Annotated in this window: 14 protein-coding genes and 1 pseudogene; 7 read left to right on the top strand and 8 right to left on the bottom strand. The window is 39.6% G+C overall.

The genetic code is table 11. The annotated features are described in order from the left end of the window. Window positions 1-14 precede the first annotated feature (14 nt). The 5 genes from MST18_RS07890 to MST18_RS07870 all read left to right on the top strand — a co-directional run bounded on the left by MST18_RS07890 (window position 15) and on the right by MST18_RS07870 (window position 6333). Window positions 15-1673, top strand: a complete 1659-nt coding sequence (locus MST18_RS07890; protein WP_180133879.1) for an AMP-binding protein — start codon at window positions 15-17, stop codon at window positions 1671-1673. A 120-nt stretch (window positions 1674-1793) separates the two neighbouring features. After that, window positions 1794-2921: an acyl-CoA dehydrogenase family protein gene (locus MST18_RS07885; RefSeq protein WP_180133880.1), complete on the top strand. Its 1128-nt coding sequence runs from the start codon at window positions 1794-1796 to the stop codon at window positions 2919-2921. An 80-nt stretch (window positions 2922-3001) separates the two neighbouring features. Continuing rightward, window positions 3002-3775 (top strand): enoyl-CoA hydratase, encoded by a 774-nt coding sequence (locus MST18_RS07880; protein ID WP_180102117.1) that lies wholly within the window; start codon window positions 3002-3004, stop codon window positions 3773-3775. 17 nt (window positions 3776-3792) lie between these two features. Beyond that, the gene (locus MST18_RS07875) at window positions 3793-4824 is read left to right on the top strand and encodes an enoyl-CoA hydratase/isomerase family protein (RefSeq protein WP_257227547.1); all 1032 of its coding nucleotides are present in this window, start codon (window positions 3793-3795) and stop codon (window positions 4822-4824) included. A 171-nt stretch (window positions 4825-4995) separates the two neighbouring features. Beyond that, the gene (locus tag MST18_RS07870) at window positions 4996-6333 is read left to right on the top strand and encodes an MFS transporter (protein WP_180133882.1); all 1338 of its coding nucleotides are present in this window, start codon (window positions 4996-4998) and stop codon (window positions 6331-6333) included. Window positions 6334-6724: 391 nt separating this feature from the next. On the opposite strand, the pseudogene MST18_RS07865 reads toward MST18_RS07870, so the two are convergent. From MST18_RS07865 to kdpA, 6 genes and pseudogenes are all read right to left on the bottom strand, one after another. Further along, window positions 6725-6877, bottom strand: a pseudogene (locus MST18_RS07865) (acetyl-CoA C-acyltransferase); the annotation flags it as partial. Between the two features lie 15 nt (window positions 6878-6892). Then, complete coding sequence (locus MST18_RS07860) at window positions 6893-7615, bottom strand: response regulator (protein WP_180133884.1); 723 nt, start codon at window positions 7613-7615, stop codon at window positions 6893-6895. Window positions 7616-7638: 23 nt separating this feature from the next. Further along, window positions 7639-10302, bottom strand: a complete 2664-nt coding sequence (locus MST18_RS07855) for a sensor histidine kinase KdpD (RefSeq protein ID WP_180133885.1) — start codon at window positions 10300-10302, stop codon at window positions 7639-7641. A gap of 41 nt (window positions 10303-10343) precedes the next feature. After that, window positions 10344-11009 (bottom strand): potassium-transporting ATPase subunit KdpC, encoded by a 666-nt coding sequence (kdpC, locus tag MST18_RS07850; protein WP_180133886.1) that lies wholly within the window; start codon window positions 11007-11009, stop codon window positions 10344-10346. A gap of 19 nt (window positions 11010-11028) precedes the next feature. Then, the gene (gene kdpB, locus MST18_RS07845; RefSeq protein ID WP_180133898.1) at window positions 11029-13056 is read right to left on the bottom strand and encodes a potassium-transporting ATPase subunit KdpB; all 2028 of its coding nucleotides are present in this window, start codon (window positions 13054-13056) and stop codon (window positions 11029-11031) included. Between the two features lie 50 nt (window positions 13057-13106). Continuing rightward, window positions 13107-14828 (bottom strand): potassium-transporting ATPase subunit KdpA, encoded by a 1722-nt coding sequence (gene kdpA, locus MST18_RS07840; protein ID WP_180133887.1) that lies wholly within the window; start codon window positions 14826-14828, stop codon window positions 13107-13109. A 305-nt stretch (window positions 14829-15133) separates the two neighbouring features. On the opposite strand from kdpA, the gene MST18_RS07835 reads away from it, so the two are divergent. Both MST18_RS07835 and MST18_RS07830 read left to right on the top strand, forming a co-directional pair. After that, the gene (locus MST18_RS07835; protein WP_180133888.1) at window positions 15134-15934 is read left to right on the top strand and encodes an undecaprenyl-diphosphate phosphatase; all 801 of its coding nucleotides are present in this window, start codon (window positions 15134-15136) and stop codon (window positions 15932-15934) included. Window positions 15935-17016: 1082 nt separating this feature from the next. Then, window positions 17017-17415, top strand: a complete 399-nt coding sequence (locus tag MST18_RS07830) for a cupin domain-containing protein (RefSeq protein WP_257227548.1) — start codon at window positions 17017-17019, stop codon at window positions 17413-17415. 79 nt (window positions 17416-17494) lie between these two features. Here MST18_RS07830 and MST18_RS07825 read toward each other — a convergent pair whose 3' ends face one another. Together MST18_RS07825 and MST18_RS07820 are read right to left on the bottom strand one after the other, a co-directional pair. Next, window positions 17495-18094 (bottom strand): gamma carbonic anhydrase family protein, encoded by a 600-nt coding sequence (locus MST18_RS07825; protein WP_180133889.1) that lies wholly within the window; start codon window positions 18092-18094, stop codon window positions 17495-17497. Between the two features lie 42 nt (window positions 18095-18136). Next, window positions 18137-19078, bottom strand: coding sequence for a PaaX family transcriptional regulator C-terminal domain-containing protein (locus MST18_RS07820; protein ID WP_180023690.1), 942 nt, complete (start codon window positions 19076-19078; stop codon window positions 18137-18139). Window positions 19079-19132 lie beyond the last annotated feature (54 nt).

Below are 19132 nucleotides of genomic sequence, written 5' to 3'. Positions count from 1 at the left end.
CTGAGGTAGAGAAGATGTCGAATTATCAAGATGTTGCAAAGGCATTTGACTTAAATCATGCTGCCAAAGAAATGTTATCAGGCTCTTTAGAGCAATTAAATGCATGTTATGAATGCTGCGACCGTCATGCGATTGATCAAGATAAGGTTGCACTGTATTGGCAAGGCAAAGATGGGCGGAAAGAACAATATACCTTTGCAGAGCTGCAACAGTGGTCAAGCCAATTTGCCAATTTTTTAAAGTCACAGGGTGTGCAAAAGGGTGATCGTGTATCGGGTTTATTACCCCGTACAGTTGAATTACTTGTGGTGATTTTAGGGGCTTGGCGAATAGGTGCTGTATATCAACCGCTATTTACCGCCTTTGGCCCCAAAGCCATTGAACATCGTTTACACCTTGCACAAAGCAAATTGGTGATTAGCGATGTTGGTAATCGCAGTAAATTAGATGAAGTTGCACATTGTCCCCAAATCGTTACTGTTGCAGATCCAGCGGGTCAAGGGATACAACAGGGAGATTTAAACTTTTGGGATGAAGTAAACGCACAGTCTACAGAAGATTGTGAAATTGTCCTACAGAGCATCAATGATCCATTTCTTTTGATGTTTACTTCAGGTACTACAGGTCCTGCAAAGCCCTTAGAAGTCCCGCTTAAAGCTTTGATCGCTTTTGGTCAATATATGAAAAATGCGGTAGGGCTACGTGAAGATGATTCGTTTTGGAATATTGCCGATCCGGGTTGGGCTTATGGTTTGTATTACGGAATTACTGGGCCACTTTTACTTGGACATGCAACACTCTTTTACGAAGGTGGTTTTAGCATTGATAGTCTCTGTCAGATCGTAGATGACTACAAAGTGACGAACCTTGCAGGCGCACCGACAGCGTATCGAATGATGATGGCGGCTGATCCTGAACAAATGGCAAAACTTAAAGGGAAATTTAGAGTCGTGAGTAGTGCTGGAGAGCCGCTTAACCCTGAAGTGTTCCGTTGGTTTAAACAAGTCCTCGATGCACCGATCTTTGACCATTATGGGCAGACTGAAGTCGGTATGGTGGTGTGTAATCATCATGGTTTACAACATGATATTCGCGCAGGTGTCGCAGGTTATGCCAGTCCGGGATATCGCGTGGCGGTTGTTGATGAACAAGGGCAAGAGTTAGCTGCAGGAGCGCCGGGAGTACTGGCTGTCGATATCAGTCAATCACCGATGATGTGGTTTGGTGGCTATAAAGAAAGTCGTAAGTCACCCTTTGTAAAGCATTATTACCTCACTGGTGATACTGCAGAATTACACGCAGATGGCAGTATGAGCTTCGTTGGTCGTAATGATGATGTGATTACAACATCCGGTTATCGTATCGGGCCATTCGATGTAGAAAGCGCTTTACTTGAGCATGATGCAGTGATTGAAGCTGCGGTCATTGGTGTACCTGATCCTGATCGGACAGAAATTGTAAAAGCTTTTGTGATTTTAGCTGAGCATGTCACAGCGTCAGAAGAGTTAGCAGAGCAGCTAGGGCAATTTGTGAAAAAGCGCCTATCTGCACATGCTTATCCACGATTGGTGGAGTTTGTTCAAGAACTGCCGAAAACTCCAAGTGGAAAAATTCAGCGTTTCTTATTGCGAAATCAAGAGATTGCGAAACAATCCACGCAGCATGCAAGTTAAATGACGTAACGATTAACTCTAAATTAATGCCGAACAATCAGGATCAAAATCAAGCTTTCATTCAGTTCTAGTCATTATCAAACTGGATGAAAGCAATTGATTGATGTACAGGAAGATAAGATGCAATTTACCGAAGAACAATTATTAATTCAGGACATGGCACGCAGTTTCGCACAGGAACAAATTAAGCCTCAAGCGGCTGAATGGGATAAACACGGAACCTTTCCCAAAGCGGCATTAGCGCAGATGGGAGAACTGGGTTTATTGGGTATGTTGGTATCAGATGAATGGGGTGGTTCAGATACAGGTAATCTTGCCTATGTTATGGCTTTAGAAGAGATTGCAGCGGCAGATGGGGCAACCTCAACCATTATGAGTGTACATAACTCGGTAGGCTGTGTTCCTATTGCTAAATTTGGCACAGAAGAACAAAAGCAGAAATATTTAGTGCCTTTAGCACAAGGCAAAATGATCGGGGCATTTGCATTAACTGAGCCGCATACGGGTTCAGATGCTGCTGCCATTAAAACTCGTGCAGTCAAAGATGGTAATGAATGGGTGATTAATGGTGCTAAGCAGTTTATTACCTCTGGACATAATGCAGGGGTCATTATTGTCTTTGCTATGACTGACCCAAGTGCAGGGAAAAAAGGCATGAGTGCTTTTATTGTCCCAAGAGAAACACCCGGCTATGAAGTGATTCGTACTGAAGAAAAGCTTGGATTACATGCCTCAGATACCTGTCAAATTGCACTAACAGACGTGCGAGTGCATGAAAGCCTAATGTTAGGAAAAGAAGGTGAAGGTTTGAAAATTGCCTTATCAAATCTAGAAGGCGGTCGTATTGGTATAGCGGCGCAAGCAGTTGGTCTTGCACGTGCAGCATTAGAAGAAGCAACCCGATATGCCAAAGAGCGTATTACTTTTGGTAAACCAATTTTTGAACATCAGGCAGTTGCGTTTCGATTGGCAAGTATGGCAACAGAAATAGAGGCCGCACGCCAATTGGTCTATCACACGGCACGTTTAAAAGAAGCAGGACAACCTTGCTTAAATGAAGCGTCTATGGCCAAGCTTTTTTCATCTGAAATGGCTGAGCGTGTTTGCTCCGGAGCATTACAAGTCTTTGGTGGTTATGGCTATCTCAAAGATTTCCCGATAGAGCGTATATATCGTGATGCACGTATTTGCCAAATCTATGAAGGCACAAGTGATATCCAACGTTTAGTGATTGCCCGCAGCTTATAACGTTGTCTTTAAGACATTTAAAACGACAAGGCTTCAGACGAAGCCTACTTATAAATATTGAACATATATAGGGATCTCACATGCAATTTGAAACAATTCTGCTTGAAAAGAACAATGGTGTAGGACTCATTACTTTAAATCGTCCTCAGGCCTTAAATGCGTTGAATAGCACATTAATTCAAGACCTTAATTTAGCCTTAGATGATTTAGATCGAGATCCAACCATCGGTTGTATGGTTATTACAGGTTCAGAAAAAGCCTTTGCCGCTGGTGCAGATATTAAAGAAATGGCTGAACTGAGTTTTCCAAATATTTATTTGGATGATTTTTTTCATCTGGCAGATCGAATTGCTCAGCGCCGTAAACCTCTAATCGCAGCTGTCAGTGGTTATGCGTTAGGTGGAGGCTGTGAGTTAGCACTCATGTGCGACTTTATTTACTGTGCCGATAATGCAAAATTCGGTTTACCAGAAGTGACTTTGGGAGTAATCCCAGGGATAGGTGGGACACAGCGCTTAACGCTTGCTATTGGTAAGGCCAAAGCAATGGAAATGTGTCTGACTGCGAGACAAATGGGCGCAGCAGAAGCAGAGCAGAGTGGTTTAGTTGCTCAAGTCTTCCCTAAAGAGGAGTTGGTCGAAAAGACCTTAAAAGCTGCTGAAAAAATAGCCGAAAAATCTGTAGTCGCAACCATGATGATCAAAGAGTCAATTAACCGTGCATTTGAAGTCAGTTTGCAAGAAGGTTTACGTTTTGAACGTAGAACATTCCATTCGATTTTTGCCACTCAAGACCAAAAAGAAGGCATGCAAGCATTTGTTGAAAAGCGCCAAGCCAATTTTAAAGACAATTAAAAATAAAAAAGGATTATATGGATATGAGTACAAATAACTTAATGATTGAAGAACATGGACATTTAGGCCAAATCAGTTTAGATCGCGTGGCAAGTTTAAATGCCTTGTCTTTGGAAATGATTCAGGGAATTCAACAGCAATTAGCACTATGGGCTGATCAAACCAATATTCATGCCGTGCTTATTCGCTCAAATAGTCCCAAAGCATTTTGTGCAGGTGGAGATATTCGCTATCTCTATGATAGTTATATGAATGGTAAAGAAGATCATCAAGCTTATTTTCAAGCTGAGTATGAAATGCTGAATAGCATTCGTGCGTATGAAAAACCCATTATTGTCATACTCGATGGCTATGTACTTGGCGGTGGATTTGGCTTAGCCCAAGCATGTCATGTGCTTGTCAGCAGCGAAAAGTCTAGATTTGCCATGCCTGAAACTGCCATTGGATTTTTCCCAGATGTGGCTGCGACACACTTTTTATCACGTTTAGATGATATTGGTGTGTACATGGCAACTACGGGCGATCAAATCAGTGCTAGCGATGCGTTGTATCTAGATTTGATTGACTACCATGTTCCGAGTGAGCAACTTGTTCAATTAGAAGAAGATTTAAGAAATTCCAAGCATCTCAGCAAAGAAAATATTGAACAATTGATTGCGAAATATATTACTCGACCAGCGGAAAGTGAACTTAGTCAGAATGCAGATTTAATTCGTAAGCATTTTGGTTTTGAGAGCATTGATGCCATTGAAAATAGTCTTGAAAATGAACAGCATAATGATGCTCAAGCGTGGGCGTTAAAAATACGCAATACCTTGGAACAACGATCTCCAATCGCGAAAAGGATCAGTTTGCAACTCCAACATTTAGGTCGAAGTCTTTCACTAAACCAATGCATGCAAATTGAACGACATTTGCAAGATGTTTGGTTTCAACATGGCGATATTGTCGAAGGTGTTCGCGCATTAATTGTGGATAAAGACAAGCAGCCAAAGTGGCAACAATCTAGTCCGACTTTAGACAAAATAATGGAGGAAATATCTATTTAATCAGTGATTTAAAAAACTTTAACGGTTCAAACCATATGAACAAGTGACTCAGCGTAAATTAAACATATATAAGATCTGAAAAATATTGATTTTCAAGAAGAAAATCATCATACAAATCAAGCATCGTGAAAATGCAATATAGAAATATCTTGCAGAATAAGGAAGATAACAATGCAAAATGTACAGGGAAACACAGCTCCACCAGCTAAGTCCTCACATCGTTTAGCGGGTATTTCCAGCATGGTGGGTACAACCATCGAATGGTATGACTTTTTTATCTATGGTGCTGCCGCAGCACTCATTTTCAATCGACTTTTTTTCCCAAATCTTGATCCGTTAACGGGCGTATTGGCAGCATTTGCTACCTATGCTGTAGGCTTTATTGGTCGACCACTTGGTGGCATTGTTTTTGGCCATTTTGGCGATAAAATCGGTCGTAAATCAATGTTATTGGTCACATTAATGTTGATGGGTATCCCTACTGTGATGATTGGGTTGTTACCGACTTTCGAAACCATTGGTTATTGGGCAACGGTCTGTTTAATTATTTTAAGATTTATACAAGGCATGGCCATGGGTGGAGAATGGGGCGGAGCAGTCCTCATGGCGGTAGAGCATGCGCCAGCGGGTAAAAAAGGCTTTTGGGGAAGTTTGCCGCAAGCAAGTACAGGTGGTGGTTTATTGCTCGCTTCCGTGGCTTTAGGTCTAGTCTCAATGTTACCTGAAGAAGCGTTATTTAGCTGGGGTTGGCGTCTACCATTTTTAGCCAGCATTATTTTACTGGCTGTAGGTTGGTATATTCGCGTAAAAGTACCTGAATCACCAGACTTTGAAAAAGTTAAAGCTCAAACCGAAACAATTAAAGTTCCAGCAAAACAAGTGTTTAAAAATCATCCTAAGCAGTTGATTACGATTATTTTATCTCGAGCTGCTGAAAATGCTTGGTTCTATTTGGCATCGACATTTGCTTTAGCCTATACTACCACACAGCTAAATATTCCTAGACAAGATATCTTGTTTGCAACAATTTGTGGTGCTGCCGTCATCATGGTTATTACGCCAATTTTTGGACATTTGTCTGATAAAGTTGGGCAAAAAAACATGTTTAGATTTGGTTTATGCATATTGGCTTTATACAGCTATCCATTTTTTGCGATGTTAAATACCAAGGATCCTGTATTGGTTTGGGCGGCCATAGTGATTGGTATTGGTGTGGTTTTTCCTTTGATGTATGCGCCGCAGTCACAGTTATTTTCACGCCAATTTCCAGCAGAAATACGCTATAGCGGTATTTCAATCTCAGTTCAATTTGCAGGCGTGCTAGGTGGCGGTTTAGCACCATTAATCGCGACGAAATTGCTAAGTATTGGTGATGGAAGCCCTAATTTAATTATTGCCTATATTTCAGGCTTTGCAGTGATTGCGATTATTGCATCATCATTCTTAAAGCCGGATCAAATAGAGCGAAAGGAAAATGCATTTAGCAGTGAGGAAATCAAATCTTCCTAAATCAACAATCAGTAAAACAATTGATTGATTTAAAATTCAGAATTTCAACTATAGAAATACATGTGATTTAGCCATAGCAATCGTTGTTATGGCTTTTTTTGTTTAAGGATTGTGCCAGAACAAATTTATTTTTAGCGTAGCTTAGGAACATAGCAATTTGAATACAGTTGATGTGCAAAAGCCGTGAATTATCATCTTTGTAAATAAAGTTGAAGCATTTCGTATAATGTATATTATGTTAAATAAATAACATGTGTCATTTACTTCATTAATATTGATATACACTAGTTTTCTTACAGTCCTTTGTCAATTTCTTTTAGATATTAGAAGTGAATTTACTTAAAATTCACTTCTATCTATTTGCTCTTAGGTATGAGTAATAAAACTAAATCTATTCAATTCGTTTAACAATCAAAGCAATACCCTGACCAACACCAATGAACATCGAGCATAACGCATACTTACCCTGGATATTTTCAGGTTGATTGCATGTCGATGTCATAAATCGTGTATTTGATACACTGAGTTGATGACCAATATCAATTTAATTATTCTTTTATTATACAAAAATATTTATATTCAAGAATCTCAATCCTACACCAGGTTCTGTCAAAATATATTTAGGATGAACTGCATTATCATTTAATTTAGCACGTAATTTGGCAACCAAAATTCTTAAATAGTGCGTATCTTCCTGATGCGTTGCACCCCATAGTTCCTTGAGTATCTGTGGCTGGGTTATCAGTTGTCCTTTATGCTGTGCAAGCAACGTTAATAGTTGATATTCTTTACGCGTCAAAGCAATCAAACTCCCCTGCAAATAGACTTGACGTTGAGCAAAGTCAATTTTCAAGTAGCCATCATCAAAAATTACGCTTTCAACCACACTTAACTGAGTCTGCCGAAGTAGAACACGAATTCTTGCCAAGAGCTCCTGAATACTAAATGGCTTCGTCACATAATCATTTGCGCCTGAATCCAAAAGTTTTACTTTTTCATTTTCATCAGAACGGACAGAAAGAACAATTACTGGTACATGAGACCAATTTCGCAATTCCGTTAAAACTTCAAAACCATCCAAATCAGGCAAGCCCAAATCTAAAATAACTAAATCAGCACCATGCAAGGCTAACTCACCTAAACCTTGCTGGCCATTTTCAGCTTGAATAACTTTATAACCTTGTGCACGCAATGCTATATCAAGAAATTTTCGTATTTGTGTCTCATCATCTATGATTAAGACTGTAGCGATAGCACTAGTAGATGGATTGAGTTCAGCCATTCATTTTTCCTCAGGTGAAAACCTTACAGTAATGGATTAATTGGAAGCTGCATGCGAATACATGTACCTTGATTATGACTTAGAGACGAAGCAGAAATAGTCCCCATGTGTGCACCAATAATGGCCTTAACAATACTCAAGCCCAATCCGGTACCGTGTTGTCCACGATCACCTCGTTCCATTGTATAGAACATATCAAAAATACGATCACGCTCATTTTCAGGAATCCCCTGCCCCTGATCAGAAATCGTTATTTCCATTTCATTTTCTTTTAACCTAGAAAGTTGAATTGAAATCGGTTTATTTTCAGGTGAAAACTTAGCGGCATTTTCCAATACATTAAAAATAGCTTGTTCAATGAGTGCAGCATGTACATACAAATTTAACGGATCATTAGGTAAATGTACCTCAACTAAAGCTTGCGGCATATAACGTTGTAACCTGCGTACCGCTGAACCAACGAGTTCATCGACACCAATCCAATCTCGTGCCAGTCTTAGACCATCATGTCCCAAACGAGTCATATCCAATAAATTTTGTATATAGCGGTCTAATCGTTCACCTTCTAAATGAATCGCCTCAAGTAAACTATTTTGATCCGTTTCGTCCATAGAATGCCGATAATTACTTAAGGTATCAGCAGCACCAATGATCGATGCTAAGGGTGAACGTAAGTCATGTGAAACTGAAGATAATAATGCTGAACGTAATCTTTCTGTTTCTGAACTCACATTCGCAATTTCAAGTGCTTTGGTTAATTGAGTACGCCAAATAGCTTGGGCTATATATTCAACCATCACCTCTGCTAATTGTTTTTGTTCAGACGTTAAAAGCCGTTGCTGCGATGGAAATTTTAGCCCAATGACGCCTACGCATTGCTTTGAGGCCAATAGCGGTAAAAACCACCAAGCATTTTCCATCAGTGTTTGAGTAAACCGGCCTGAAGCCTGATGATTTTTAAAAGTCCAATTTGCAGAAATTTGTTCCTTTGCACTCATCTTTTCTAAGTTTTGATTTTCCTGTTCAGTTTCTGGTGAATAAATCCAAACATCTGCATTTAGGTTTTTGTTTAAACAATGCATTGCAATATCTTGAACCTGCTGTAAATCTACTGCAGTAGAAAGCTTTTGTCCTAGTTCTTGCATAATACTGTTATAACTATTTGATGCTTTTAGCGCTGTAACCTGCTCTTTTAATTTAGATGCCAGCTTACTTGCAATTAAAGCAGCGCCTAAAAAAGCCAGCACCGTAATCACACCTTGATGAGCTGAAATTTCCAATGTAAATTTGGGACTGATAAAAAAGAAGTTGTAGGCTAAAAAAAATAAAATTGCAGAAAATACCGCAGCCAGCATTCTTGTTTTTGATGCGACAAATACCACAGCAGTAATAAAAATAACTGAAATATCGTCAATGCCCAAATAGGTTTCACTTAGGCTTGCGATCAGAATGCTGATCACTGTTGTAACAAGTACGTAGGATATTTCGCTCAGTGTTAAATAATTTCGTCTACTGTCTGAGGCTATATTATCTGAAACAGCAATATTTTTTGGCGATAAAACAGGAACAATACTCAGCTCGAATCGTGGCTGAAGTTTGATTAACTGATCAACGAAATTCGCTTTCAAAGCTAAGTTAAAGATTTCTTTCTTCGGCTGAGATAAAACCAAAGTAGAAATTCCATGCTCAATAACATACTCAAAAAGAGTTTTCACATGCTGCTTACCGTATAGCGTTTCCGTCATACCCCCCATTTGCCGAGTCATATTCAATGCAATTTCGATTTCTCGGCTTTGACGATTAGCTTGTTTCGGTAGAATCTGAGAATCTTTAGAAAACGTAACGACAGTCCATGCAGCCATCCGTTGCTCGGCAATACGACATCCTGCTCGTACCAATGCTTCAGAGTTTCCTAAACCATCTATCATAATCAAAACATGGTTTTTAAGCGGAATAGCCGCTTGCCCTTGAATTGCAAAATTTTCCCGAACATCTGTATCTACATAACCAGCAACTGTTTGCATCGCTAGTTCACGTAAAGCAGTTAAATTAGCGACATTAAAAAATCGCTGTAAAGCTTGTTCTGCCTGTTCTGGTACATACACTTTTCCTTGCTTCAAACGCTCTAGCAATTCATTGACAGGCAAATCAATTAAACGAATATCTCGAATACGTTCAAAGACCCGATCAGGCACTGTTTCTTTAACACGGATACCTGTAATTTGAAAAACAATATCATTCAAACTTTCTAAGTGCTGAATATTCATTGTCGTAAAAACATCAATACCGGCATCTAAAAGTTCATTGATATCTTGCCAGCGCTTTTCATGACGGCTGCCGGGTACGTTGGTATGAGCGAATTCATCAACAAGAACAATATTTGGCTTCTTGTCTAGTACCGCATCTAAATCCATTTCCTCAAGCTGGTGCTCTTGATATTGAATAATTTTACGCGGAATCAAAGTTAAACCGGCCACTAAGTTTTCAGTTTCAGTTCGGCCATGTGTTTCTACATAAGCAATCGCTATGTCACTGCCTTGTAAAGCCAATTCATGGGCACGGACAAGCATAGCGAAAGTTTTTCCAACGCCCGGAGCAGCCCCTAAAAATATGGTCAAACGTCCAGATTGAAAACGTTGAGTATGCTGTAAAAAAACATCAGCTTTACTTGTATTACTCTTATCCATAAATTTATAACTTTTATAAATATCTTAGACTTATGCCCTTTCTAGAAGGAAGAGGATAATTCTCCTCTTCCTTCCATTTTATTAAATCGCTTTTTAGCCTGATCTAAAGCAATGTTTATTTCAAGCACATTCACACGTGTCTGCCCTAATATTCCGAAACTAGGCTGAATACTTCTTTCCAGTACTAATTTCTCCACCTTTTGTACTGACATTCCTCTTTCAGCTGCAATTCGATTGATCTGAATTAAGGCGGCCTGCAGACTAATTTCAGGATCGATACCGCTGCCCGATGCTGTTACCAGATCTGCAGGGATTTGAGATTTTTCAACGCGCTCTTGTGCCACAATTTTATTTAAACGCTCATCCATCATTTCATGTAATGCTGGATTTGTTCGTGCCAAATTACTTCCTGCCATGGCCATAGGGTCATAATTTGACGCGGACGGCCGTGGTTGAAAATACTTTGCTTGAATAAAAGGTTGTGCAACCAAACTTGACCCAATGACCTCACCATTCTGTACAATCAAACTGCCATTGGCTTGATGCGGAAAAATGACCTGCCCTAAACCTGCTGCAACCGAGCTATATGCAAAGCCGCAAATAGCTAAGGTCACAGCTGTTAAGCCAATGGATGCACGTATTAAACCTAATCCAGCCATCGATATACTATTCAATTGCTCATTTTCTTGATGGTTTTCAATATTCATTTTTATTCTCCTCATCAGTTCAATGTGATAACAATGGACTAATCATCAGATCAATCGCTTTAATGGCAACAAAGGGTAACAACACACCACCGACACCATAAATCAGCATATTACGGCGCAGCAATTGAGTTGCCGTTGATGGCTTAAATTTGACTCCACGTAAGGCAATTGGAATAAGTAAAGGAATAATAATTGCGTTAAAAATCAGAGCTGAAAGGATGGCGCTTTCAGAACTGCTCAATTGCATCACATTCAGCACACCCATTTGTGGAATAGCCGCGACAAATAATGCAGGTAAAATGGCAAAGTATTTTGATACGTCATTTGCCAAAGAAAATGTGGTTAATGCACCGCGTGTAATCAGCTGCTGCTTACCAATTTCCACTACAGATAAAAGCTTCGTTGGATCGGAGTCTAAATCGACCATATTACCAGCCTCTTTAGCCGCCTGCGTACCTGAGTTCATCGCTAAACCAATATCAGCTTGAGCCAAAGCAGGAGCATCGTTGGTACCATCTCCGACCATTGCCACTAGATGCCCTTTGTTTTGTTCCGCACGAATACAGCTGAGCTTATCTTCTGGTTTTGCTTCAGCAATGTAGTCATCTACGCCTGCTTCGGCAGCAATAGCAGCAGCCGTAAGTGGATTATCACCCGTCACCATGACTGTTTTAATGCCTATTTCACGTAAGCGCGCAAACTTTTCCTTAATCCCTTTCTTAATCACATCCGAAAGTTCAATGACACCTAAAATATTCCGATCTTTTGCGACCACAAGTGGTGTTGCACCCTTAGAAGCAACTTGTTCAACGCGGGTTTTCAACTCAAGTTGATTCTCAAGATTTTGTGATGAAAATTTCAGTATGGCATCCAATGCACCCTTACGAATTTGATGACCATCTTTTAAGTTAATCCCAGAGATTCGAGTTGAAGCATCAAAATTAATAAATTCTGCTTGCTCAGGCGTATCGACATGCTGTCCATATTCTTTTGCTAGAACTACCACCGACTTACCTTCAGGCGTTGGATCTGCCAATGAAGTAAGCACTGCAGCTTGGCAAAGTTCTGATTCCGTGACACCAGCGAGCGGATAAAATGCAGTTGCTTGGCGGTCACCATAAGTAATCGTGCCGGTTTTATCCAAAAGCAGTACATCTACATCACCAGCAACTTCAACCGCTTTACCTGATTTAGCAATGACATTGGCTTTTAAAGCACGGTTCATCCCAGCTATACCAATAGCAGGAAGCAAACCGCCAATGGTGGTTGGAATTAAACAAACCAATAAAGCGACCAGTAGAATTGGATTAATTTCGATATTTAAGAAATGTCCAATCATTGGCAAACTTAAAACAACTGCAATGAAAGTCACTGTCATCACTGTAAGTAAAATACCTAAAGCAATTTCATTCGGTGTTTTTTGACGGTTTGAGCCTTCTACCAAAGCAATCATACGGTCAAGAAAGCTATTTCCTGTTTCAGCTGTGACTTGCACGATTATTCGATCCGTCAATACTTTAGTGCCACCAATCACACCTGATTTATCAGTTCCCGCTTCACGTAAAACAGGTGCTGACTCTCCTGTAACTGCAGCTTCATTAATGGTTGCAAAACCATGAATAATTTCACCATCAGCAGGAATCAACTCACCCGCACGAACTTCAATCAAATCATACATTTTTAAGAGCGTCGCTGCGATTTGTTCACCATCCGCATCTTCTTTATCTTTAATTCGACGTGCCGTTAAATTCTGGCGTGCTTGTCTTAAAGAGGAAGCCTGTCCCCGACCTTTGGCTTCTGCCACAGCTTCTGCATAATTCGCAAATAGCACAGTAATAAATAAAATGGCTGTGACTAGAATGCCAAACATTAAGTCTGCTTTTCCCAAAAGTGTGCACACCAGCGTAATCAGTGTTCCTAGCCATACAATCGCCATCACAGGGTTCTTAATGACATGCTGCGGCAACAGTTTAATACAAGCATTTTTCCATGCTTCTGCTTGGAACAATGTTGATTGATTTTGCTTTGGTACTGTTGGTAACAGCATATTTTGAACAGCGTTAATTGATTGTTTTGAATGATTCATATTTTTCACCCTTAAGCTTTAACCAACAACAAATGGTCTGCGATAGGCCCTAAAACCAGTACAGGCATGAATTGCAAGAGCGTCAACATCACCACAATGGCAATCAACGTGAGTGCAAAAGTCGGAGTTTCCACTTTTAAGCTGCCACTGCTTTCAGGAGCTTGACGTTTCGAAGCTAAGCGTGCAGCAATGAAAAGAGGAATAATCAATGTTGGAAACCGGCCCAAGACTAGAGCTAAACTGGTACTTAAATTCCACCAAATTGTATTATCAGCCAGACCTTCAAAACCTGAGCCGTTATTGGCAAATGCCGAAACATATTCATACAGCACCTGTGAAACAGCATGATATTGAGGATTGCTATTGCCTGTTAATGCAGGGAAATACAGCGTGACAGCGGTAAGTGTTAAAATTGTAATCGGTTGAATTAAAATCACCACAGCAAGTAGCTTAATTTCCCCAGCTTCAATTTTCCGACCAAATAGTTCAGGTGTACGACCAATCATCAAACCTGCAATAAACACAGCTAAAAATAGATAAATGATAAATTGCTGTAACCCGCAGCCAATCCCGCCCCAAATAGCATTAATCAGCATATTTGCTAATGCGATTAATCCAGTGAGCGGTGCAGAAGAATCATGCATCATATTGACTGAGCCATTATTCACCTGTGTAGTTAATGCTGACCATAGCGCAGAAGAGGCTTCACCAAAACGTACTTCCTTACCTTCCATTGCATACAGCTGTGTTGCTGTTGTAGAAATACTTTCAGACCAAATTGCACTGCTGGCAGAAATGATTGACATCAGCAGCATTGAAGCAAAAACGAAGACTGCAAATTTTTTGCGCCTGGTAAAAAAGCCCAACATAAAAATAACTGAAACTGGAATGAGTAAAATAGCCAACATTTCTAGGAAATTAGATAATGGCGTTGGATTCTCTAAAGGCACGCTGCTATTAGGTCCATACCAGCCCCCACCATTACTTCCTAATTGCTTAACTGCAACCATTGGTGCTACTGGCCCCAATGGAATTTTTTGCGTATGTAATTCTGCAGTTTGGTCTAGAACTTGAACTTCTGGGCCGCCTTGAAATGTTGATGGAACACCTTGGCTAGTCAGTAGAAGTGACCATACCATGCATAGCGGTATTAAAAATCTGAAGGTTGGACGAATGACATCTGCCCAATAATTACCGACATTCACATCTTGTAATGGAGTCCCCGAAGTTGTGTTTTTTTCAATATTCAGCGGATCGTATTGCTTATAAAATAATGCGCGAACCGTAGCAACAACCATTGCTAGCCCCATCATGGGAGTAATGATTTGCAGACCAACAATCCCCACCATTTGTGACAAGTACGACAACTGAGCCTGTCCGGAATAATGCTGCTGATTTGTATTGGTTAAAAACGAAATCATAGTGTGAAGGGCTAAATCCCACGACATATTTGGGGCCTGATTGGGGTTCAGCGGCAAGTTCGCTTGAGTCATAAATAAAACCCAAGTAAAGCCACCCAACACCATGCAACTCAGTACAAAACTAAGAGCATACGTTTTCACACTCATGCCTAATTTAGGGTTAGTCCCCAACACCGCATAAATCGGCTTTTCAACCCAATTGAAAAGTGGATCTATCCGCATTTTTTTATTTTGCATGACGGCTGCTAAATATTTACCAAGCGGATAAGCAAGAGCAACAACGATCATGATGAGTAGAATAAATACTAACATCCGTTTTTACTCCCCTTAAAATGGAGAGCAAATACGCTTTTTTTAATCTCTCTAAGATGTATCGCCTCATGTATGGCGCAATTGTTGTGATACGGCATTTTTTGATGCGCTATGAATTTAGCACTCATCTTTTCCATCCTAAGCATGGATAAATTTCCATGATTTAGTATCTAAAAGACGCCCGTAAAATCTCTATTCAGAAATATGCATGAAGCGTAAAATTTGCGTAAAAATTTGCATTTATACATTTATATAAAGTTTGAAATACCTTAAAAGATTCCGACCATTGATGATTATTTTTACTTATGGAAAATTTAGAACTTCTAAAAGCATTATTTTTAGGTCTGATTGAGGGTTTAACTGAATTTTTGCCAATTTCAAGTACTGGTCATTTAATTCTTTTTGGGCATTTAATAGATTTTCAATCCGACTCAGGCCGTGCATTTGAAGTCGTCATTCAGCTAGGTGCTATTCTTGCTGTTTGTTGGCTTTACCGTCAAAAGATAATCGACTTAGTAAAAGGCTTTTCCTCTAGTGATACTCATGCCAGATGTTTTGCCATCAATGTTTTTATTGCTTTTCTTCCCGCTGTTTTCATCGGTATATTAGCCGTCGATTTCATCAAACAGGTGCTGTTTAGCCCACTCGTCGTAGCTTTCGCACTTATTATTGGCGGGTTAATTATCTTTTCTGTAGAAGATAGAAAGTTTGAACCAAAAACACTCGAAGCCACTGACATTAGTATAAAACAAGCTATTCTTGTCGGTTTTGCTCAATGCCTTGCAATGATTCCAGGCACTTCTCGTTCAGGAGCAACGATAATTGGCGGTATGCTCTCAGGTTTATCACGTAAAGCTGCTACAGAATTTTCTTTTTTTCTTGCTATGCCAACAATGTTGGGGGCTGCGTCATATGACTTAATTCGCAATGCTTCTTTATTAAATGCAGATAATATGATGAACATAGCCTTAGGCTTTGTGGCCGCATTTATGGCTGCACTGGTTGTGGTCAAAGCTTTAGTCAAATTTGTAGAGAAACATTCACTGAGAGTCTTCGCTTGGTATCGGATTATTCTTGGAGGAATTTTACTCATAATATTTTTATAATAAAAATGGTTTTTGAGTATGAATCTCACCGATTTACTATCGATTAAAATTAGCCTACAGCACTAGTTCATGAACCAACTTTAATATTTAATTCAAAACAATCATATAAGTTTTTGTTTTTATTTTAATTTCACTAGAAATTATTTATGAACTAGATTTTAGGTGAACATAAGACAATTAAAGTATTATGCAAACCTAAACATGATACTGACCTATTGTCTGGCTTACGTAATTCTCTGATTCTTTAATTGGCACAAAAACTATTCTTATTTTCTCACATTGATCACTTGTTTAATGCTTTGATTCCAAAAAATTGTCACATGACGTTTTTCTTAGGATTTAAAACAGAACATCGAAAAATGACCCTATTTTCCTAGAGTCATCTTGTTATGCGTCATATTAACGCCAAGCAATCCTCCCAGCATATTTGAAAAATTTGATAACATTTTAAAATATGCTTTGACACATATTTGGCATCTTGATCAATTCCTAAGAAACAAGCAGAACCCCATGTATATAACCATAATCATCTTTAAAATCACCAAAAAGTCCAAGCAACTATATGCTTTTTAAAGCAAATTAACGTAAGTCCATATCACATCATGACTATATAAAGTCGCAATCTTCTCGTACGAAATTCCGTCTTGGGCTTGAAATTATAAAATTTTGGGCGCTGTGGAGCAGTTAAAGTCGCAACAGGTATTTTGTTTATAGATAATCACAATGCTGATCTTGCTACGCGGTGTAAGCATACTTTTGAACCGTTAAATTGAACCATGAATCATCATAGTATCTCCTTGTACTGAGCCCCTTGTGATTACTCGGACCTGCTCTCACCTTTACATACAACCGACATCCCTCCTTCCCATTTCAGTCCATTGCACTGCAATTCACTTAATAATTCAACTGCTGACATGTTGTTTAAACTCGTATAGTGTTGTTGAAAAAGTTACACTTATTTTCTCTTTAAATTTACAAACGTGTATTGTGTTATGCATCTTTATGCTGATTTTTCAAAACCAATTATCATCACTCCGTAAGATTACTATTGGATCAAATCTCCAGGCGGTGAAGTCAATGGTATGATGCTTGACCGACTTGGTGCAGAAAAAGCGCGCGCAACCAGTGTGATTAAATTTTCGCCAAAGGCTCAATTCACTGAACATACGCACCCCCTTGGTGAAGAGGTTTTGGTCTTAATTGGAACATTTACTGAAAATGAGGATCAACACTATCTTGCAGGATGGTATATGCGTAATCCACATCAATCTAGCCATCGGGTATCGAGTGAAATGGGTTGCCAAATTTTTGTCAAACTCATGCAAATGACAGAACATGAAGTGACTCCAACACGCATCAATACTCATGACCCAAAGCATTGGCGCATTCAGCAAGGCCGAGAAATCTGCTCCTTATTTAAATCAAATGTTGAACAGACTTTTTTGGAAAAATTAAAACCCAATCAATGCATGGCTGAATAGGTGCAACGCTGTATATCAAAAGCGGACATTTGCAACATGCTAGAGACGTTTGGACAGCTGAATTAAATATGTGAAGAGCTTAAATCTGTTGCTTTAAGACATGATCTGTCTGAAAAATTTGATAAGTTAAACGTTCCGCTGTGTCATGGGGTAAAGGTTCTACCACTTGCAGACTGTTGAGACAACGCTCGGTTAACTCAATGTACTGCGCTGTACCATGACGTTTCCAAGCAATTTCTTGATCGGTTAAGGCTCTCACCACCCGTGCAGGACTGCCCAATACCAGCATATTATTAGGAATATCTGCTTTTGCCTTAACTGTACTGTTGGCACCTATAATCACATTTTCCCCAATCACAGCTTCATCGAGAATCACACTATTCATGCCAATGAGGGCATTCTTGCGTACCACACAGCCATGCAAAATAGCACCATGACCAACATGACCATACTCTTCCACCAAGGTCACACTGTTTGGAAACCCATGAATGGTACAAGAGTCTTGAACATTGGCATTTTTTTGAATATGAATACGGCCAAAGTCAGCACGTAAGGCAGCAAAAGGTCCAATATAAACCCCTGCCTCAATAATCACATCGCCAATCAACACGGCGTTTGGGTGTACATAAGCCTGAGGATCGACCACAGGAATCACGCCATCAATGGCATAGCACGGCATTGTTCTATCCTTGTTGTTAATTTTTATAAATTAGACGCTAACTTAATAGCTCAAATCTGGCTGTTTTAAACCACCAAAACGTTTATAGAACTGTGGGTGTGCGGGCGGCATACTGCCTTCAGCCGTACGTGCAACATTTAAGAAAAACTCATCGCCTGCCATAAATACCGCCTGATACAAATTGGTACTTAAATTACGTGCAATTAACGACAGCCAGTCCGTCGGTAACAACTCAAATGGTAAATTTGGATCTTTAAGTAAAATACGACGGAACTGATGAATCAATAAGATACGAATTTGAAAGGCTTGGACAGCATCTATGTCTTCATCTTGCTCGACAAAATAGAAAAACTCACGAAAATCACTAATGAATTTTTCATAGCGTTGATGTAATTCTTGAATGGGCCAATTCACAACCACCATACGTTTAATCGTAGGATAAGATTCTTGCCAAAGTTCTAGGGTTTCGGCACGAAACACCACCACTTGATCGGTCATTTGATGACTGAGTAATAAATTTTGCAGCTTTTGTTGATCACAGCCCGGATATGCCATGACATTGGTCGCGATATTGGCAAAACCTAACCATTCAAGCTCTTTCTTTAAGACCAATTTATTTTCAAGTTCAACTGAGCTAAGGAGCACCAAGTCCCACTTTTTATCCCAATCTTTATGACTAAAGCCATAGATTTTTTGATCGGCCATGATAAAACGCTGACGACTACTTTCAGTAATACGGTAATAACTGGTGCGACCAATTTTCTCTGAACTCAGCCAGCCATTTTGCACAAGACGGAATACCGCAGTACGCACAGAGCGTTCATTCAAGCCGAATACATCCATTAGCTGAATTAAGCTCGCAAGACTGATGACACCGCCACGGTGATAAATGCTATCACCAAAAATGGTCATGACCAATGAAGTCCCACTGAGCGCTTCACGTTGAATAAACTCATCAATAATTTGTTTTAATTTAGGATTCATTGCGTTTTCATTTACCTATTGAATTGCCTGACGACCTTTATCGTCAGGCATGTT

The organism is Acinetobacter sp. YH12068_T (assembly GCF_024606005.1).
In the GTDB taxonomy this organism is placed as follows: domain Bacteria; phylum Pseudomonadota; class Gammaproteobacteria; order Pseudomonadales; family Moraxellaceae; genus Acinetobacter; species Acinetobacter amyesii.
The sequence above is the reverse complement of the archived record's forward strand: the minus strand, read 5'-3'. Positions and strand labels throughout refer to the sequence as shown.

Bases quoted from the DNA above. Each gene is read 5' to 3' on its own strand.
- MST18_RS07890 (WP_180133879.1), top strand. From the start codon at position 15: ATGTCGAATTATCAAGATGTTGCAAAGGCATTTGACTTAAATCATGCT.
- MST18_RS07885 (WP_180133880.1), top strand. From the start codon at position 1,794: ATGCAATTTACCGAAGAACAATTATTAATTCAGGACATGGCACGCAGT.
- MST18_RS07880 (WP_180102117.1), top strand. From the start codon at position 3,002: ATGCAATTTGAAACAATTCTGCTTGAAAAGAACAATGGTGTAGGACTC.
- MST18_RS07875 (WP_257227547.1), top strand. From the start codon at position 3,793: ATGGATATGAGTACAAATAACTTAATGATTGAAGAACATGGACATTTA.
- MST18_RS07870 (WP_180133882.1), top strand. From the start codon at position 4,996: ATGCAAAATGTACAGGGAAACACAGCTCCACCAGCTAAGTCCTCACAT.
- MST18_RS07860 (WP_180133884.1), bottom strand. From the start codon at position 7,615: ATGGCTGAACTCAATCCATCTACTAGTGCTATCGCTACAGTCTTAATC.
- MST18_RS07855 (WP_180133885.1), bottom strand. From the start codon at position 10,302: ATGGATAAGAGTAATACAAGTAAAGCTGATGTTTTTTTACAGCATACT.
- kdpC (WP_180133886.1), bottom strand. From the start codon at position 11,009: ATGAATATTGAAAACCATCAAGAAAATGAGCAATTGAATAGTATATCG.
- kdpB (WP_180133898.1), bottom strand. From the start codon at position 13,056: ATGCTGTTACCAACAGTACCAAAGCAAAATCAATCAACATTGTTCCAA.
- kdpA (WP_180133887.1), bottom strand. From the start codon at position 14,828: ATGTTAGTATTTATTCTACTCATCATGATCGTTGTTGCTCTTGCTTAT.
- MST18_RS07835 (WP_180133888.1), top strand. From the start codon at position 15,134: ATGGAAAATTTAGAACTTCTAAAAGCATTATTTTTAGGTCTGATTGAG.
- MST18_RS07830 (WP_257227548.1), top strand. From the start codon at position 17,017: ATGATGCTTGACCGACTTGGTGCAGAAAAAGCGCGCGCAACCAGTGTG.
- MST18_RS07825 (WP_180133889.1), bottom strand. From the start codon at position 18,094: ATGCCGTGCTATGCCATTGATGGCGTGATTCCTGTGGTCGATCCTCAG.
- MST18_RS07820 (WP_180023690.1), bottom strand. From the start codon at position 19,078: ATGAATCCTAAATTAAAACAAATTATTGATGAGTTTATTCAACGTGAA.